Here is a 17,459-nt window from a genome sequence, read left to right on the forward strand (position 1 = left end):
TGATTTATTGTGTATCTTTTCATTATAATTTCATTAAAGCGCTATCAAAGTGGGGTATTTTTTTTATTTGTGTTTAAATTTTTATTATGCAAGACAAAAAATAGGTACATTCAACCGTAAAAAGCCCTTTCAATATCATGAAAGGACTTTTAACTCTGTAACTTTATCTAATATCATAAACCTTACACTTATCATAAAAACTTGTCTTACCTATTCCGAGTAACTTGGCTGCTGCTAATTTATCTCCGTCTGCTATCTTAAGCGCATGTGTCATCGCCTTTTTTTCAGCCTGGGCTAAAGTTTCTTTCAGAGGTTGAACTGCGAGTGGAGATACATGCTTGGATGAATTATTATTTAAAGATTCTTGTTCGCTTGCTTTCATTTTTTGATCCCGTATGTACAGAGGCAAATGCTCTGATAAAATCACCGTACCATCCAAAACATTTATGGCTCTCTCTAGTACGTTCTCCAGTTCCCGCACATTCCCCGGCCACTTATGTTCTTCTAGTTTCGTCACAACTTCAGGTGATAAGACGGTACCTTTTCGATAAAATTTCCTTTCAAGTTTCTGTAATAACTTATTTGAGATAGCTTCAATATCATCTTTTCGCTTTCTAAGTGGTGGAATTTCAATATTTATGACATTAAGACGGTAAAACAAATCTTGACGGAATGTTCCCTCTTCTATCATCTTCGTTAAATCTCGATTTGTTGCTGCAATAATTCGTAAATCAATCGGAATGGTCTTTTGTCCTCCAACAGGTTGTACCTCTTTTTCCTGTAGAGCTCGTAACAATTTACTTTGCATAGAGAGCGGCATGTCTCCAATCTCATCTAGAAAAACCGTCCCCTTATTTGCCACTGTAAAAAGGCCTTCTTTTCCTCCCTTTTTCGCTCCTGTAAATGCTCCGTCCTCATAACCAAATAACTCTGATTCAAACAACACTTCCGGAATGGAAGCACAGTTAATAGCTACAAACGGAAAACTACTACGTGCACTACTATGATGAATCGCGTGAGCAAATAACTCTTTTCCGGTACCAGACTCACCCGTAATTAAAACAGATGAGTCACTTCCAGCAACCTTTTCTCCCAATGCTTTTGCGGCTTTAAATGTATGACTGTTTCCTATTAAATCATCGAATGAATATTTACTTGTTAATTCATTTACTGCCTTATTTTTATAGAAGTTTAGCTCTTCCAAAAGGTTATTCATCTTATTTTTAAAATGTCGTAAGTTATCTGGGTCAGGAAAAATAACCGTACCAAATGCCCCTACTAATTTTCCATCTATAAAAATGGGGTAGCGATTAGCAATCATCACACTGCCATTAATAGGTTGAAGATTTTCAATTTCTTTTTCCCCAGTTTTTGCAACAATATGCATTCGTGTATTTTCAATGATTTCTTGGACTGGCCGGCCAATTGCATCATCAAAAGTCGTCCCAATAAACTCACAATATGCCTCATCTATATAAACAATGATTCCATCTCGATCCACTATGACAATACGTTCTATCCCTATGTGAATGATCTCAATTAACCAGTCAATTGAAAGCCTTCTCATATCTAGCTTCATGAATACTCCTCCAATCAATAGACCAATTATAACATAGTAGAAAAAGGAAGAAGCTGCCCTCAATTGAACAGCTTCTTAACCTAAATCTTAATAGATCCCCATTGCAGCTAACGCGATTGCTGCAACCGTTGCAATAATAGGGATAACGATCGCAACAACAGCAATGTCTTTATAACTTTCTTTATGTGATAATCCTGTTATGGTTAGTAACGTCAATACAGCACCATTATGAGGAAGGACATCTAATCCTCCCGAAGATAAGGAAGCAATACGATGAAATGCTTCCGGGCTAATTCCAGTACTTAGGGCGATTTGATAATATTGATCTCCCAATGCTTCAAGGGCAATTCCCATCCCACCTGAAGCCGAACCTGTTGCACCAGCTAATAAATTAACAGCGATTGCTTCAGAGATAAGGGGGTTTCCTGGAACATTCATTAACATTTCAGTAAGCTTTTTAAAGCCTGGTACTGCTTGAACAACGGTCCCGAATCCTACTGCTGCACTCGTATTAATAATTGCTATAATCGACCCTGTCGCACCACTATTGATGGATTTTACAAAGCCTTTCATTTTCGTAATATTTAATAATAAGATTAATAGAATACCAGAAAGCAATGCCACAACAATATGCCATTCGAGTAAGTTTAACGTTAATAGCACGGTTAGTAGTGGTAGTAGAGATAAGAGCACGTTCGGGGAATTCCCTTCTACCTTTAACATGCTCGTATCTTTTGGCTCTGTAAACCCTTCCCCTTTTTCCGTAAGCTGTTTTTGACGCCAAATTAAATAAAAATAGCCTCCGATTGCCATAATTAAAGCAGAAACAATTCCCATAACTGGAGCTGCCATTGCATTGGTTTGGAAATATGGCATTGGAATCAGGTTTTGAATTTGCGGCGTTCCTGGTAACGCTGTCATTGTAAAGGTAAACGCACCTAATGCAATCGTAGCTGGCATAATTCTTCTGCTAATATTCGCCTCTCTAAATAAAGATAATGCAAGTGGATAAACCGCAAACACTACAACGAATAAACTGATTCCTCCATATGTTAATACAGCACAAGATAAAATAACTCCTAAAATGGCTCGTTTTGTTCCCATTAATTTCGATAAAACAACAGCAATTGATTTTGCCATCCCTGTATCTTCCATTAATTTACCGAAAATCGCACTTAACATGAATACTGGGAACCATTGTTTAGCAAAGTTCACAAACCCACTCATATACGTATTTGTGTATGCATCTAACAGATCTAACCCACCAGTAAGTGCTACAACACCGGCCGCAATTGGTGCAACCCAAATGATCGACCACCCCATAAATGCAAGCGTCATCAAAACAATTAAACCTAAAATAATACCAATCATCATTCCACCCCATTATCTAATAGATTATCTGCATTTTTACCTACCCTACTACTTAGAATGTCAGGGTGTATATATACCCGGGCTAGTAAGACGGACTATTACTACTGTGCCGTATATCCCCCGTCTAACAATACCGCCTGCCCAGTAACTCCTTTTGCTTTTTCACTACTTAAAAATAGAGCATAATCAGCAATTTCTTGAACTGCTAATAATCGTTTTTGTGGAACTAATGGATAAAGCACCTCTTCTTTTACTTTTTCAACAGGAACATTACGAGTTTTTGCTAAGTCTTCAAATTGTCCACGAACGAGCGGCGTATCCACATAACCTGGACAAAGAGCATTCACGGTGATGTTATGCTCTGCTGTTTCAAGTGCTGCTACCTTTGTTAAACCAATTACTCCGTGTTTTGCACTGTTGTATGCAGCCTTTCCAGCAAAGCCAATCACCCCATTAATTGAAGCCATATTAATAATTCGTCCAAATCCTTGCTTTTTCATAATTGGCAATACATGCTTTGTCGCAACAAATGGGGCGATTTGCATCACTTTAATCATGAATTCAAACTTTTCAGTTGGAAACTCTTCAATAGGTGAAACATGTTGTAATCCTGCATTGTTAAACAGAACATCAAGCCTTCCAAATTTTTGCATTGTTGTATCAATTGCTGCTTTTATATCTTCTTCTTTTGTTACATCCACTTTTAATCCTAAACAATCATATCCTTGTTTTCTCAGGTTTTCTGTTACTTCGTTAACTTTTTCTTCATTAATATCTGTAAAAACTACTCTATAACCATCCTTAAGAAATGCTTCTCCAATTTGATACCCGATTCCGCTCGCTGCACCTGTAATAAACGTTACTTTGTTTTCCATTCTTCTTTCCTCCCTAATCTCTACTAATTATCTCTGTGAATGAGGGACTCGTTAACCGCTCCCCCATTTTGTTGTCGACGTGTAATAAGGGATAATAACTAAAATCTCCATTAAGACAGCGCTTTCAACAAAACAAGTGCTTCTTTGACACACTCACCAAAGATTAAGCAAGTTTTGTGCCAACTTTTTTAATTACCTTTAAAAAATGTAAAAATGAACTATAAAATCTCTCTCCAGTTACGAACTTGCTTACATTCTCAAAAAACAAAATTATATTTTGTGGTTTTGTTTATCCATGCTTTCTTATACTTTGTCATTTCCGCAAATGTGGAATATTCCGTATTACAGGAATGTTCCCATGTCTATTTTCCGTAATTTCGGAATAAACAATAAATAAAAAAGGTTCCTGTCCACCGTGCGTTATAGCACAGTACAGGAACCTTTTTTATTACTTTTGATTACTATTATCCATCTCATGTAACATTTCTACTCGTCTTCTAAACTCTTCTGATGTGCTAAATGTTGCTGATAGAAATCTTTCAATTAGCTCATTTGCTACTGTGTGACCAATAATTTGAGCTCCAATTGCCATAACGTTAACATCATCATGTTCAACACATTGATGTGCAGTATAAATATCATGACACACCGAAGCCCTTATACCTGGTACTTTATTTGCCGCTATACTGGCCCCAACACCTGTACCACAGATCATTATACCTCGTTCTGCTTCGTTATCTAGAACTGCTTGACATACTTGCTTTGTGATAACTGGAAAATCTACAGGATCTGTATTATGAGAACCAAAATCAATGATTTCATGGCCTTCTTTTCTCAGAAATTCTAAAACCGATCCTTTTAACGGAAATCCTGCATGATCAGAACCAATTGCTATTTTCATAGTCTGTTCCACCTTTCAACTTTTATCTATTTACTAATTCAGGTAACCAAAGTGTTAAGCTCGGGAATAGGATCACTAGTAATAATACTACAACATTAGCAATAAAAAACGGCATTACTTCTTTTATGACTGATCCAATCTTATCCCCGCTAATCGAGGTCACTATATACAGGACAACTCCAATCGGTGGTGTTAAAAGACCTAAAGTAAGGTTAATTACGACAATCATTGTCATATGAATTGGATCAATACCTAATGAAGAGCCAAGTACTAATAATGTTGGTAACACAATTACTAGAGAAGCGATCGTTTCCATAACAGATCCGACTACAAACAATACTAAATTAACTAGTAATATTGCCAAAATTGGAACAACTGTAATTAGTAAGATTGATTCGGAAATGGTTTGTGGGATTCTCTCTGATGCAATAATCCAACCATAGGTAGCAGCGAATCCAACAATAATTAAGACTGTTCCTGTAAATTGAGCTGTCTCCACACATGATCTGTACAAATCTCTCAAACTTACATCTCTACGGATAATAAATCCTAGCACAAGAGCGGCAAATACCCCCATTGCTCCAGCCTCTGTTGGTGTAAATAAACCACCTAATACTCCGTAAAGAATAAAAACAATTAATCCGAGCTCCCAAATACATCCTTTAAAGCTTTCCCAGATTTCCGCTACTTGAAATTCATTTGATTTAGGGAACTTTCTTTTAACAGCAATTATATAAGCTGTGACCATCATTGCGATCCCCATTAATATACCCGGAATAATTCCCGCTAAAAATAGTTCATAAATTGATAATCCTGCTGTAACCCCAGCAATAATAATATTGATACTTGGAGGAATAATAGGTCCTACTGTTGAAGATGCACCTGTTATAGCTGCCGCATAAGCAGATGGATATCCTTCTTTTTTCATTGCAGGTATTAATGTTTTCCCTAATCCAGCCGTATCAGCCACTGCTGTACCAGAAATACCTGAGAACAACATACTTATACCAACATTGGCAATCCCTAACCCACCTCTTATATATCCTACTATCGAAACAACAAACCTGATAAGCCTTTTAGTAGCCATTCCGGAATTCAATATGGCTGCCAATAATAAGTAAAATGGAATCGCCAATAATGAAAAGGAGGTCAGTTGAGTCGTAATTCTTTGCCCTATTAATAATGGAGGAATGTCACTTATAATGATATAAGCTAATGACGACAAGCCAATAACAATAAATATAGGAAAGCGTAAAACTAATAATAAAATGAACAATATAAGCATGACTACTAATGCCATATTAACTTCTCCTTTCTTGTTACTACTTAAATCAATCAATTTTTTGTAATGCTATTCTTACTTTTCCCTCTTAGATTGCAAATTGATTTTATGAGAAGTTTGACATAGTAATAAGACATAATAATCATGCCGACAAACATACTAATTTGAATCCAAAACATTGAAATATTTAAGCGTGCAGTAGATGCTCCACGACCACTCCATGCTAGTTGAAAAAGAATGACCCCGACCGTAAGTAAAAACAAGCAAATAACTGTATACACCACAATTTCGATTCTATTTCTCCATTGTTGTGGGAATTTCTCAACAATATAATCCATACTAATGTGTGTATTACGGCCAGCAGCTACTGCAGCACCAATATTAACTAACCAAATTAATAAAAGTGTAGCCACCTCTTCTCCGCTCCAAATAGGTATCTTGTCAAAAAACTGTCGCGCAAAAACCTGTACAAACATGATAAATACAAGAGAGATTACCAATAGAAAAGCAGTGAATTCTAGGAAATTGATCAGTTTAAATCTCCGCAACATCTTAATCCCACCTTAAGAGGGGGAAGGCCCCTCTCTGTTATTTACTCTCGTTAACCCTCTCAATCCACGTTTGCATAAGGGCATCATAGCTAGAGTATGCTTGTGAAGCAGCTTCAGCAAATTCTGAAGAATCAACTTCAATTATCTCTACACCAGCTTCCTCTAGCCCAGCAAATGCAGCTTCTAATTCTTCAACATGTAGATTATGCTCAAACTCTTTTGTTTCTTGAGCCGCTTCTTCAATTGCTTGTTTTTGCTCATCTGTTAAGCTTTCAAAAATATCATTACTAATTAGAAGGTAAGCAGCTTGGTATTGATGATTTGAAAGAGTAATGTAATCTTGAACTTCATAGAATTTATCTGAATAAATTTGCGTAATTGGATTCTCTTGCGCATCTATAACATTTTGTTGTAAAGCTGAATACACTTCAGAAATAGGAAGTGTGACCACTCTCGCTCCCATTGCTTCAAATGCTGGAGGGGCAGTCGGTGATTCAGGTACACGAATGTTTAAACCTCTTAGATCATCAATAGATTCGATTTTTTTGTTACTTGAAATTTGTCTTGGAGCTCTCATGAAATACGTAAGTGGTTTAAACCCTTCTTCGATCATTAATTCATTTAATTCTTCACCAGATTCACTTGTTAAAAAGTTGTTTAGATGATCACTATCTTCGAACAAGTACGGAACTCCAAAAATACCGATTTCCTCAACCCAAGCAGATACCGGCTCCAAACTAACGGTTCCACCCATTGTTCCAATTTTCATACCTTCTAAAGCTTCACGTTGAGTTCCAAGTGATGCAGAATCATGAACTTCGACCTTAATAGTGCCTTCCGTTTTTTCCTCTACTAATTCTGCAAATTTATTTGTTGCTTTTACCCAAATATGAGACGAAGGCTGATCGAGTGAGAAGGTGATCGTCTTTTCTTCTGCTACTGTTTCTCCAGTTGAAGAAGATGAATCTGATGTAGTTGAATCCTCAGTAGTTGAACCACATGCACCTAAGAAGCCCACCATCATAGTTAGTGAAAGTATTGATAATAATTTTTTCATTTTTTTCTCCCCTTTTTTTCATAGTTTTGAGGCATATCCATGCATTTCTTCATTCGTTGGCATACCGAGTTGAGCTCCGTTTTTTGTAACAGAAAGAGCTGCTGCTAAGTTGGAAAATCGAATAGCAGCTTCTAAATCATTACCACTTGCTAATGAATAAGCGAGAGCACCATTAAACGTATCCCCTGCACCAGTAGTATCAACTGGAACAACCTTCACACTTTTTACTTCTTGTAGAGTTTGATTCGAATGACTGCTGAATATTACACCATCTTCCCCCCTAGTTAGGATTATATTTTTCACTCTTTGTTTAAAGAGTTGAGAAAAACCTATTTCAAGATCTTGCTGATTCTTTAAATCTAAACCCGTCATTGCTTGCATCTCACTGAAGTTTGGTGTTAAATAAGTTGTTTTTCCAATTAATTCAGCAGATAATGGTTGTGCTGGGGCCGGGTTTAGTATGATAGGAATGGAGTGTAATGTTGCGAGTTCCATTGCCTTCGAAACCGTTTCTAGCGGTATTTCTAATTGAACTAAGATAATATCTGAAGAAGCTATTAGCCTTTCTTGTTGATCGATGTGCTCTGGCAATAAATCGTAATTTGCCCCAGGAATGACTGTAATCTTATTCGTATCATTAGAAACATTTATAAATGCAATACCACTTGAATTATTAGGAGAAGTATAAATTCCGTCAATATTAACACACTCATTTGATAGATTCTCCTTGATCTGAACACCTTGACTGTCTGCTCCTACAGATGAGATAAAAGATACATCACCACCTAGCCTAGCTGCTGCTACAGCTTGATTAGCTCCTTTTCCTCCCATAAACTCCTGAAAACTTGTTCCAATAATTGTTTCTCCTACTTGAGGATACGTTGCTGAACGTACAACATAGTCAACATTTGAACTACCAATTACGGTTATTCTAGGTTTTCTATTCAATAGTCACACCTACTTTTTTTAGTAGAATCTCTTTCAATTAAACTGACACTAAGCTCATGGAACGATTGATTTTTTTTGCTATTTACAATTTCATCTAAAATAGTATCTGTTGCTAATAATCCCATTTCAAAAATTGGTTGGGCAATAGTGCTCAACTCTGGAATTGTAATTTTAGAAAAGTTAATTCCATCAAAACCGATTACCGCTACATCTTCAGGAACTCTCAAACCTAACGAATATATAGCTTTTAGACTCCCTACGGCCATTAAATCATTACCCGCAAATATCCCATCAATTTTTTGAGTAGAGTTTAATAGTTTTAAGGTTGCTTCATATCCTGTCTGAATTTCATAATCACCATATACCAACAATTCATCCGAGTACCAGGATGAATCTTTTACAACAGCCAAATAACCTTCGAGCCTTTTTCTTGCTGTTACAATATTTTGCGGACCAGCAATATGCGCAATTCTTTCACATCCCTTTTTCAGTAAATGCCGAGTTGCTAGCATAGCCCCTTCATAATTTTTAGATGTAACAGATGACAGCTTTCCATCTAAAGTTCGATCAATAGACACAATTGGAATTTTACATTCCTCAATGTGTGAATACGTTAGCGTGTGTGAAGATAAAATGATTCCATCTACGTATTTCTGTTCTAATACTTGCAAATGATCTAACTCACTTTGTAGGTCACCATTAGAATTACACAAAATGACTGTGTAGCCTTTTTTCTTAGCTACTTCTTCAACCCCCTTAGCTAATTCAGCAAAGAAAGGGTTGGTGATATCAGGTAGGAGTAATCCAATAGTTTTTGACTTTTTATTATTCAGACTAACTGCGATAGAACTCGGGGTGTAATTTAACTGTTTTACAATTTCCAGTACTTTTTCTTCTGTTTCTTTCTTGACTCGCCCTGTCCTATTAATTACTCGCGACACTGTGGCGACGGAAACTCCAGCCTTTTTCGCTACTTCTCTAATCGTTGCCATACTCTCACCTTCAATGTAACCGGTTACTTTTTAATTTAAAAAATATTGATCCTGTGTAACCGGTTACTTTTTAGTTCAAAAAAAACAACACGCTTTGTGTAACCGGTTACAATGTTATAAGTGAATATTACACCTTCATCTATAAAAATGTCAATACAATTTAGAAAAAAATGAAAATTCTAATTAGTCTTCATTGTCAATCCTCTTCGTTAAATAAATTACGCATAATAATTTTAGATTTCATTATTTTTTTGAAGTATATTTATTTATCTCATAATTGTGTTCTCCACTAGCTAACTCACCTTTTTATATTCTTAGAATTTAGGGGATATCATTAAAAATGGTTCCTGCACCCCATGGTTACGTTACAGCACGCAGGAACCTTTTATTCAAACCCTAACTTGCTGCTATACTCATTCCTCTAACCACTTCTTCAACCGTTCAAACTGCAGTTTTGCATCATGATAGCCAAGTTCGTATAATTCTAACAGTCTCTTTTGATTTCGTTCAAAGCCGCTTAAAGACAGATCGATACTAGGCTGAATTAAAAAGACATTCTTTTCTTCCTGCTCGGATTCAATAAAGGATAACGTATCATTATATGTAATCAACCGCTTCTCAAAAGAATCAGCAACCGCTGGGAACTTTCGATAAAGTCGCTTCAATACGGAAGATACCCTACTAGCTTTCAACCGTTCATTAGTTGATTTTGTCATAATGACAATGTTTTTCTGATTTCCGTCTTTTTTCGCTTTTCCTAAAGGAATTGGATCAACCAAACCACCATCTAGGAGCAATCGCCCATCATATTCCACAGGACGAGCAATGAAAGGGATAGAGCTAGAAGCTCTAATGATTTTCAGTATATCGTCTTTATGCCGCTGTTTATTATAGTAAATTGCTTCACCCGAATGACAATCCATCGTCCCTATTAAAAATTGTTGTTTTGTCATTGCAAAGGTGTCAAAATCAAATGGAACAATATGATTTGGCACTTCATCAAACAAAAAATCCATCCCAAACATTTCTCTCTTAAAAAGGAAGTTTCGAAAGGATAAATACCGTGGATCATTCACAAGTCCAACATTGACCTTTTTATTTCTCCCCTTTTGTCTCGATACATAAGATGCCCCCATACAAGCACCGGCTGAAACGCCAATGACATATAGAAAAAACAAATCCTTCTCAAGGAAGTATTCTAGAACCCCAGCCGTATAGAGTCCTTTCATACCCCCACCTTCTAAAACAAGTCCGCAGTTTTGCATGTGTGATAGTCCTTTTCTATACTACTTAATCTATTTTAATAATATCATAGGTAAAAATTAGCGAATAGTCATTCACTAGTTAAAAAGAAAGTACCTTTTTCCAACTATATATATTCAGTTCATACTGATTCACTTGTTTAAATTTTAAAAACTAAAATAATATATTAACTATTCTAATAAATTATTGTATAATCTCATAATGATAAAATTTTTATAGATTAGGAGAAAAAGTATGAAACGTTTTGGACTTTTGCCTCGTATTATTTTGGCAATCATTATTGGGATTATTATTGGTAAAGTAGCACCTGATTGGACCGTAAGAGTGCTCGCTACGTTTAACGGACTGTTCGGGAATTTCTTAGGCTTTATCATTCCTCTAATTATTATTGGATTTATCGCACCTGGAATAGCTCAATTAGGAAAGGGAGCAGGAAAACTACTAGGGATCACAGCTGGAATTGCATACCTTTCTACCATCACAGCTGGTTTATTAGCCTTTTTTGCTACTTCTGCCATTTATCCTAATATTTTGCAGGTTGATGGTTTTCTAGCAAGTTTTGAAAATCCTGAGGAAGGCTTACTCTCCTCATTTTTCACAGTTGAAATGCCTGCTATCATGGGTGTAATGTCCGCATTACTCCTAGCGTTCTTGTTAGGATTAGGGGTGACATTCGTAAAAGGAGATACATTAACAAATGTTTTAGTTGAGTTCCGTGGAATTATTGAAAAGGTTATTACTGCTGTCATTATTCCATTATTGCCAGTCCACATCCTTGGCATTTTTGCGAATATGTCAAAAGCTGGACAAGTAGAAACAATCATGTCTGTTTTTGCGAAAGTGTTTATCTTAGTTATTATTCTTCATTTAGTTATGTTGGTATTACAATATACTGGTAGTGGCGTCTTAAATAAAAAGAATCCTATCTCAATGATGAAAGGTATGCTTCCTGCCTACTTTACGGCACTAGGAACACAATCATCTGCCTCAACGATACCAGTAACATTAAGAGAAACAAAGAAAATAGGGGTACGAGAAAGAATAGCAGATTTCACAGTCCCTTTACTTGCTACCGTTCATTTATCAGGTAGTACGATTACACTCGTCAGCTGTTCTATGGCAATTATGTTTCTGATGGGAGACACACCTACAATCGGTTCTGTTCTACCATTTATCCTCATGCTAGGTATTACAATGGTTGCTGCTCCGGGAGTTCCAGGTGGTGCAGTTATGGCTGCTTTAGGTTTGCTAGAAACGATGCTTGGCTTTGACCAAACGATGATCACGCTTATGATTGCACTATACCTTGCACAAGATAGCTTTGGTACAGCTTGTAATGTTACCGGTGATGGAGCTATTTCAGCTTCTGTTGATCGGATTAATAAGATGACGAGTTAGCAAAAAAACATCTGCTTTCGCAGATGTTTTTTCTATTTATCCCTTGGTAAAAAAATACCATAATAAGTCTGCCCTTATCAACGGATAGTTCCATTTCAAAAGATTTACTTTTATGCACCTTTTTTCTCAGTCGACATCACCGTAATAATGCCCTCTTCGTTTTCTTCTACAAAACCAATTTTTGCAATACTAACATACTGCTCTTCCTGCAAATTAGTAAAGATAATCGGTGTCACGATAGATGTAGCATGCTCTAGAATATAATCTAGATCTACTTCAACTATTTTTTGACCAGCTTTTACTTTCTGTCCCTCTTGAACAAACGTTTCAAATCCTTTTCCATTTAAGGTTACTGTATCAATTCCTACATGAACCAATAATTCAAGCCCATTTTCAGATTTTATACCAATCGCATGTTTCGTTGGAAATACATTGATAATTGTCCCATTAACAGGAGTACAAATAGTACCATTAGCTGGTTCGATTGCAAAGCCATCTCCCATCATTTTTTTAGAAAAGACTTCATCTGGCACGTCTGTAAGTGGTAAGATATTCCCCTGTACCGGTGTGACGATCTTATCCACTTTAATCTGTTTTTTTGTTAATTGTACTTCCTCTTCTTTTACTTCTTCTAAAAGCTCCAACTCATCAAATAGGGTTTCTGCCTTTAATAATTCATTCATTTCATTTTTATAGAGGTCTGAATTCCCTCCAAAAATGGCTTGAATATTATTTCTAACTTTTACAACACCTGCTGCTCCAAGACCTTTTAACATATCTTCGTTAATTCGGTTAACCTCTTTAACTTCCACACGTAATCTTGTAAAACAAGCGTCAACGTGAACTAAATTGCCAGGTCCACCTAAAGCAACAATAATATGCTTAGCTATTTCCTTATTTTTTTCTTGCTTACTCTGCTTTTTTCCCGCTTTCTGTTGATTGAAATCATTTCTGGTAAACAACTTAGCCTCTTGTCCTCCACGGCCAGGTGTAGCAATATTCCATTTGTTGATTGCAAAACTAAAAGAATAGTAATAAACAGCAAAGAAAATAGCTCCTAATACAAGGTTCATCCACCAATTTGGAGTACCCGGTAAAACATTAACTAGAACATAATCAATGAAACCTGATCCACCAGCCCACCCAAGGTGAACACCAAGGATGTAGGCAACCGCGTATGAAACACCTGTTAATATCGCATGAAACACATATAACAACGGCGCTACAAATAAGAAAGTAAATTCAATTGGCTCTGTTATTCCAGTTAGAAAAGCTGTTCCTGCTGCTGCAATTAACATTCCTTTAACAACAGGTCTCTTATCTTTATCTGCTCTTTTATACATAGCCAATGCTGCACCTAATAGGCCGAACATAATAATTGGAAATTTCCCGGCCATAAATCGCCCCGCAGTGACTTCCACTCCCGCGGCTATTTGCGCTAAGAAAATATACTGATCACCAGAAACCAATTGGCCTGCAACTTCAGTTGTTCCCCCTAAACCAGTCCATAAAAATGGTGCATACCAAATGTGGTGTAGTCCTGTTGGAATAAGCAGCCTCTCAAAAGCTCCGTATAACCCTATATATAATGGATTCGTAGCATCCGTTGCAATAACAGAAGCGATAGTATTAATAACTCCTTGAACCGGAGGCCAAACAATCATCATTAGAAACGCTAGAAAAATTGACGCAAATACCATCGCTATTCCAACAGACCGATCTCCTGCAAAAAAACCTAACATTTCCGGGGGCTGAAACTTATGAAACTTATTGTAAATATAAACTGCTAGAAATCCGACAACGATCCCGCCTAGGACTCCCGTCTCTAAAGTCGGAATCCCTAAGGCCATTCCGTATTCTCCACTTTGAGCAGTCATTTCAGGTGTAATTTTCAACGAAAATGAAATCGTTGTATTCATAATGATATATCCAAGTAGTGCAGCAAGTGCCGCAATTCCCGATCCACCTGTTAACCCAATAGCAATACCAAGCGCAAAAATAATGGGAAGGTTTTCAAATAAACTTATTCCAATTCGAAGCATCGCCGCACTAATTTCTGCTACAACTGGATTTTGCAACAATTGAATCCGATCTGCTAAAGGGCCAGATAATGCGGCACCAATACCAAGCAAAATCCCTGCTGCTGGTAACAATGCAACTGGCACCATTAATGCTTTACCAAACTTTTGTAATTTCCCAAAATCAAATTTCAACGTACTACCTCCTTACTTAACCGTTTTCATTTCATAAATTAGGTGAAGGGCCCTCCTTCACCTAAATTACCTATTATTATACAGATGCCGGTTCCTTTACTTTTAAATTCCCATTTAACTCAGGCCAATAATTTCGGTTAGCCTCAATCATATCATCTAAAATTTCTCTCGCTACCGGTGCATTTACAACTGTTCGATTCAAGGTTAACGCTTGTAGTGCTTTATTATAATCATTTTCAAAGAAAGCAGCTACAACAAGCTTCTCATAAGCAAGTTGCCCCTCAATTAACCCTTTATAAAATGTAGGAATTTTCCCTACTGCAAATGGTTTTGGTCCATGATTTGTAAGCTGTGCAGGCACTTCTACCATTGCATCATCTTGTAGGTTGGAAATAATACCATTGTTTTTAACAATGACAATAAATGTATCTCCATTGTTATAAGCAAGAGACGCCGCAACTCGAATCATATAACAACCATGAATATCCACTTCCAAATGAGCGCCATCTGTTGTTTTATTTTCAATCAGCTGGTCACATAAGCTGTGAACTCTCTTCTCACGTCCGTTAATTACTTGTCTTCCTCTTGTATTACATACATCTTCTTTATCCACCATTTCCTGCGGGTATAAATAGTATTGTAAATACGTGTTAGGTAAATATTCAGGGAAATCCGTTACCATTGTTTTCACTTGTTTAAATGTCTTAATCCAAGATGGATCATTTACAATCTCTGAGTCCTCAGGTAAGAATCCATGATTCAAAATATGACTTTTAATTTCATCCGTAAGATCATTTCCTTCTTTATCATACAATTTAGTAAACCAGCCAAAATGATTTAAACCAAAGTATTCAGGCACGAGATCCCAAATCTCTCTCTTAAGAATGCTCGCGTAACTTACCATAATTGCAGCTGGCATATCACAAATGTTAAGAATCTTTTTATCTTCAGGGAACGCTCTGTTTAGTGCTTCTGCTACAATAGCTGCTGGGTTTGTATAATTGAGAATCCATGCATCAGGAGAATAGCTTCTGATGTCATTAACAAGTTCAATCATGTCTCCGATAGAACGCATTCCATATGCCATGCCGCCTGGACCACATGTTTCTTGTCCTACGACTCCATGTTTTAACGAAATTTGTTCATCTTGTTCACGCATAGCAAGTCCGCCAGTGCGAATTTGAACGAAAGCAAAATCAACATTAGAAAATGCCTCTTCTTTATCCGTTGTATAATGAAATGCCTCCAACTCAGGATACTTTTCCTTTAAGATTACTTCACACGCCTTAGCAACCTTTTCTTGTCTTTCAACATCTGTATCATAGAACGTGATGCTTTTTAGAGGGAAATTCTCTTTTTCTTCTATTAAACTCATAATCATTCCCGGTGTATATGTACTCCCTCCACCAACTACAACTAACTTTTGCTTTTTCATTATAGACCTCCTAAGTATAATACGCTTTCAAAGTTGTATTATATTTGTATTTAAATTGTTAATACTAATTTAATACATTTTATAAAGGCGGTCAATAATTATTTTCAAAAAAAATAATTTGAACAACTTAATAATTCGCGTATGATAGAAACAAGGAGCGATTTATTAAGGAGTGGAAAAATGAGTTCATCACCGTTATATAAGCAACTAGCAAAAAAAATTAAACAGCAAATTCATAATGGAGAGCTTTCCGAAGGAGATGCTATCCCTTCTGAAAATAAACTTGCAGAAACATATGGAGTTAGTCGTGTTACCATTAGACAAGCTATTGATTTACTAGTTAGTCAAGAGTTATTACGTAGGGTTCAAGGAAGTGGAACCTATGTTAGTGAAAAAAAAATTGAACATAATATATATCACCTTCAAGGGTTTACAGAAGAAATGGAGCAGTTAAAAAAGAAGACCATTAATAAAGTGTTATGTTATGAATTGAAGCATCCAGATGAAAAAATCAGAGGTATTTTAGGTTTAGACGAGGATGACCAAACGTTTTTCGTCAGTCGTTTACGTTATGTTGACGATAAACCCGTCGTTTTCGAGAGGACTTATTTACCAGTAACCCTTTTCCCAGACCTTTCTTATGAGGTCATGCAAGGATCAAAATATAAATTTATAGAGCAGCAAAAGAAATGGCGAATTAAGCAGAGCTTCCAAGAGATTATCCCTCTTTTACCAGATGAAGAAATCAGGAAATTGCTTTCCTTAAAAGAAGGTACTCCTATTTTAAAAGTTCGTCTTTGGTCGACGCTAGAAAATGACGTTGTCTTTGAGTATACAGAGCTCTTCTTTAAGAGCGATGATTATAAGTTTACAATTGTCGCAAATAGATTTTAATTTTTCTAGAACTAGATTTTATGGGTGATAAAAAACCTTCTCACTTTACTTGTTGATGGTTCACGATAGTTTCACAAGTAATGCATCATTTTCATGTTAAAATAACTTTATACATGTACCAAATTTTAAAAAAGACAAATAGAGGAACAGGGAGAGAAACACAAATGAAACGGAAAATTTCTGTTATTGTTGGATTAGCTTTCGTTGCCATAGCTGTGTACTTTTTTACGGGAAACAGTGAAAGTGCAACAACAGATTATGACGTTGATAATATCAAGGAATTGGTGCACGATTACAGCGTAGGCAACATTTTAAATCAGTCCGCTTCGATCACGTCGCATGAACTGATTGTCACTGACAGTGATGGGACCAAAGTAAGCTATGACCTACCTGAAGATGAATTCTTTCTATCAATTGCGCCATATGTCAATGAAACCCACCCTTGACACAATCATAACTTGACAGGTTGTCAAGGAGAAATCGTGAACGAAGAATTTAATGTATACATTGAAGATATGGATGGAAATGTTTTAGTAGATGAAAAAATGACATCTCTAGCAAATGGATTTATTGATTTGTGGCTGCCACGAGAAAAAACGTACCATGTAACGATTACACATGACGATAAAATAGCTGAGTCGGAACTTTCCACGTTTGAGGGAGACAAGACTTGTATTACAGATATGCAGTTGATGTAGCA

Annotated in this window: 15 protein-coding genes; 3 read left to right on the forward strand and 12 right to left on the reverse strand. The window is 36.4% G+C overall.

Features of this window, described 5'->3' with window-relative positions; genetic code table 11:
• Positions 1-163: 163 nt before the first annotated feature.
• The 10 genes from MF646_RS01075 to MF646_RS01120 form a co-directional block, all read right to left on the reverse strand.
• Complete coding sequence (locus tag MF646_RS01075; protein ID WP_250094631.1) at positions 164-1,579, reverse strand: sigma-54 interaction domain-containing protein; 1,416 nt, start codon at positions 1,577-1,579, stop codon at positions 164-166.
• An 87-nt stretch (positions 1,580-1,666) separates the two neighbouring features.
• Positions 1,667-2,950 (reverse strand): GntP family permease, encoded by a 1,284-nt coding sequence (locus MF646_RS01080; protein ID WP_250094632.1) that lies wholly within the window; start codon positions 2,948-2,950, stop codon positions 1,667-1,669.
• A 101-nt stretch (positions 2,951-3,051) separates the two neighbouring features.
• A complete protein-coding gene (locus tag MF646_RS01085) occupies positions 3,052-3,825 on the reverse strand; it encodes a 3-hydroxybutyrate dehydrogenase (protein ID WP_250094633.1) in 774 nt (257 codons plus the stop codon).
• Between the two features lie 448 nt (positions 3,826-4,273).
• Entirely contained in the window at positions 4,274-4,726 is a 453-nt protein-coding gene (rpiB, locus tag MF646_RS01090) for a ribose 5-phosphate isomerase B (RefSeq protein WP_250094634.1), read from the reverse strand.
• A gap of 22 nt (positions 4,727-4,748) precedes the next feature.
• On the reverse strand, positions 4,749-6,026 hold the full coding sequence (locus MF646_RS01095; protein WP_250094635.1) for a TRAP transporter large permease: 1,278 nt from the start codon (positions 6,024-6,026) through the stop codon (positions 4,749-4,751).
• Positions 6,027-6,061: 35 nt separating this feature from the next.
• The gene (locus MF646_RS01100) at positions 6,062-6,559 is read right to left on the reverse strand and encodes a TRAP transporter small permease (protein WP_250094636.1); all 498 of its coding nucleotides are present in this window, start codon (positions 6,557-6,559) and stop codon (positions 6,062-6,064) included.
• A gap of 37 nt (positions 6,560-6,596) precedes the next feature.
• Entirely contained in the window at positions 6,597-7,616 is a 1,020-nt protein-coding gene (locus tag MF646_RS01105; protein ID WP_250094637.1) for a TRAP transporter substrate-binding protein, read from the reverse strand.
• Between the two features lie 18 nt (positions 7,617-7,634).
• Positions 7,635-8,564 (reverse strand): ribokinase, encoded by a 930-nt coding sequence (gene rbsK, locus MF646_RS01110; RefSeq protein ID WP_250094638.1) that lies wholly within the window; start codon positions 8,562-8,564, stop codon positions 7,635-7,637.
• On the reverse strand, positions 8,561-9,556 hold the full coding sequence (locus MF646_RS01115) for a LacI family DNA-binding transcriptional regulator (protein ID WP_250094639.1): 996 nt from the start codon (positions 9,554-9,556) through the stop codon (positions 8,561-8,563). The genes rbsK and MF646_RS01115 overlap by 4 nt, the downstream gene beginning before the upstream one ends.
• A 413-nt stretch (positions 9,557-9,969) precedes the next feature.
• The gene (locus MF646_RS01120; protein ID WP_250094640.1) at positions 9,970-10,821 is read right to left on the reverse strand and encodes a patatin-like phospholipase family protein; all 852 of its coding nucleotides are present in this window, start codon (positions 10,819-10,821) and stop codon (positions 9,970-9,972) included.
• A 232-nt stretch (positions 10,822-11,053) separates the two neighbouring features.
• On the opposite strand from MF646_RS01120, the gene MF646_RS01125 reads away from it, so the two are divergent.
• Positions 11,054-12,217: a dicarboxylate/amino acid:cation symporter gene (locus MF646_RS01125; RefSeq protein WP_250094641.1), complete on the forward strand. Its 1,164-nt coding sequence runs from the start codon at positions 11,054-11,056 to the stop codon at positions 12,215-12,217.
• Between the two features lie 110 nt (positions 12,218-12,327).
• Here MF646_RS01125 and MF646_RS01130 read toward each other — a convergent pair whose 3' ends face one another.
• Together MF646_RS01130 and MF646_RS01135 are read right to left on the reverse strand one after the other, a co-directional pair.
• Positions 12,328-14,385 carry a PTS sugar transporter subunit IIABC gene (locus tag MF646_RS01130; RefSeq protein WP_250094724.1) on the reverse strand — a complete coding sequence of 686 codons (2,058 nt, stop codon included), beginning with the start codon at positions 14,383-14,385 and terminating at the stop codon, positions 12,328-12,330.
• A 121-nt stretch (positions 14,386-14,506) separates the two neighbouring features.
• Positions 14,507-15,865 carry a 6-phospho-alpha-glucosidase gene (locus tag MF646_RS01135; RefSeq protein ID WP_250094642.1) on the reverse strand — a complete coding sequence of 453 codons (1,359 nt, stop codon included), beginning with the start codon at positions 15,863-15,865 and terminating at the stop codon, positions 14,507-14,509.
• Between the two features lie 180 nt (positions 15,866-16,045).
• On the opposite strand from MF646_RS01135, the gene MF646_RS01140 reads away from it, so the two are divergent.
• Positions 16,046-16,759, forward strand: a complete 714-nt coding sequence (locus MF646_RS01140; RefSeq protein ID WP_250094643.1) for a GntR family transcriptional regulator — start codon at positions 16,046-16,048, stop codon at positions 16,757-16,759.
• Positions 16,760-16,923: 164 nt separating this feature from the next.
• The gene (locus tag MF646_RS01145; protein ID WP_250094644.1) at positions 16,924-17,457 is read left to right on the forward strand and encodes a CueP family metal-binding protein; all 534 of its coding nucleotides are present in this window, start codon (positions 16,924-16,926) and stop codon (positions 17,455-17,457) included.
• Positions 17,458-17,459 lie beyond the last annotated feature (2 nt).

This window comes from Halalkalibacter alkaliphilus (assembly GCF_023555415.1).
GTDB lineage: Bacteria > Bacillota > Bacilli > Bacillales > Bacillaceae_D > Halalkalibacter > Halalkalibacter alkaliphilus.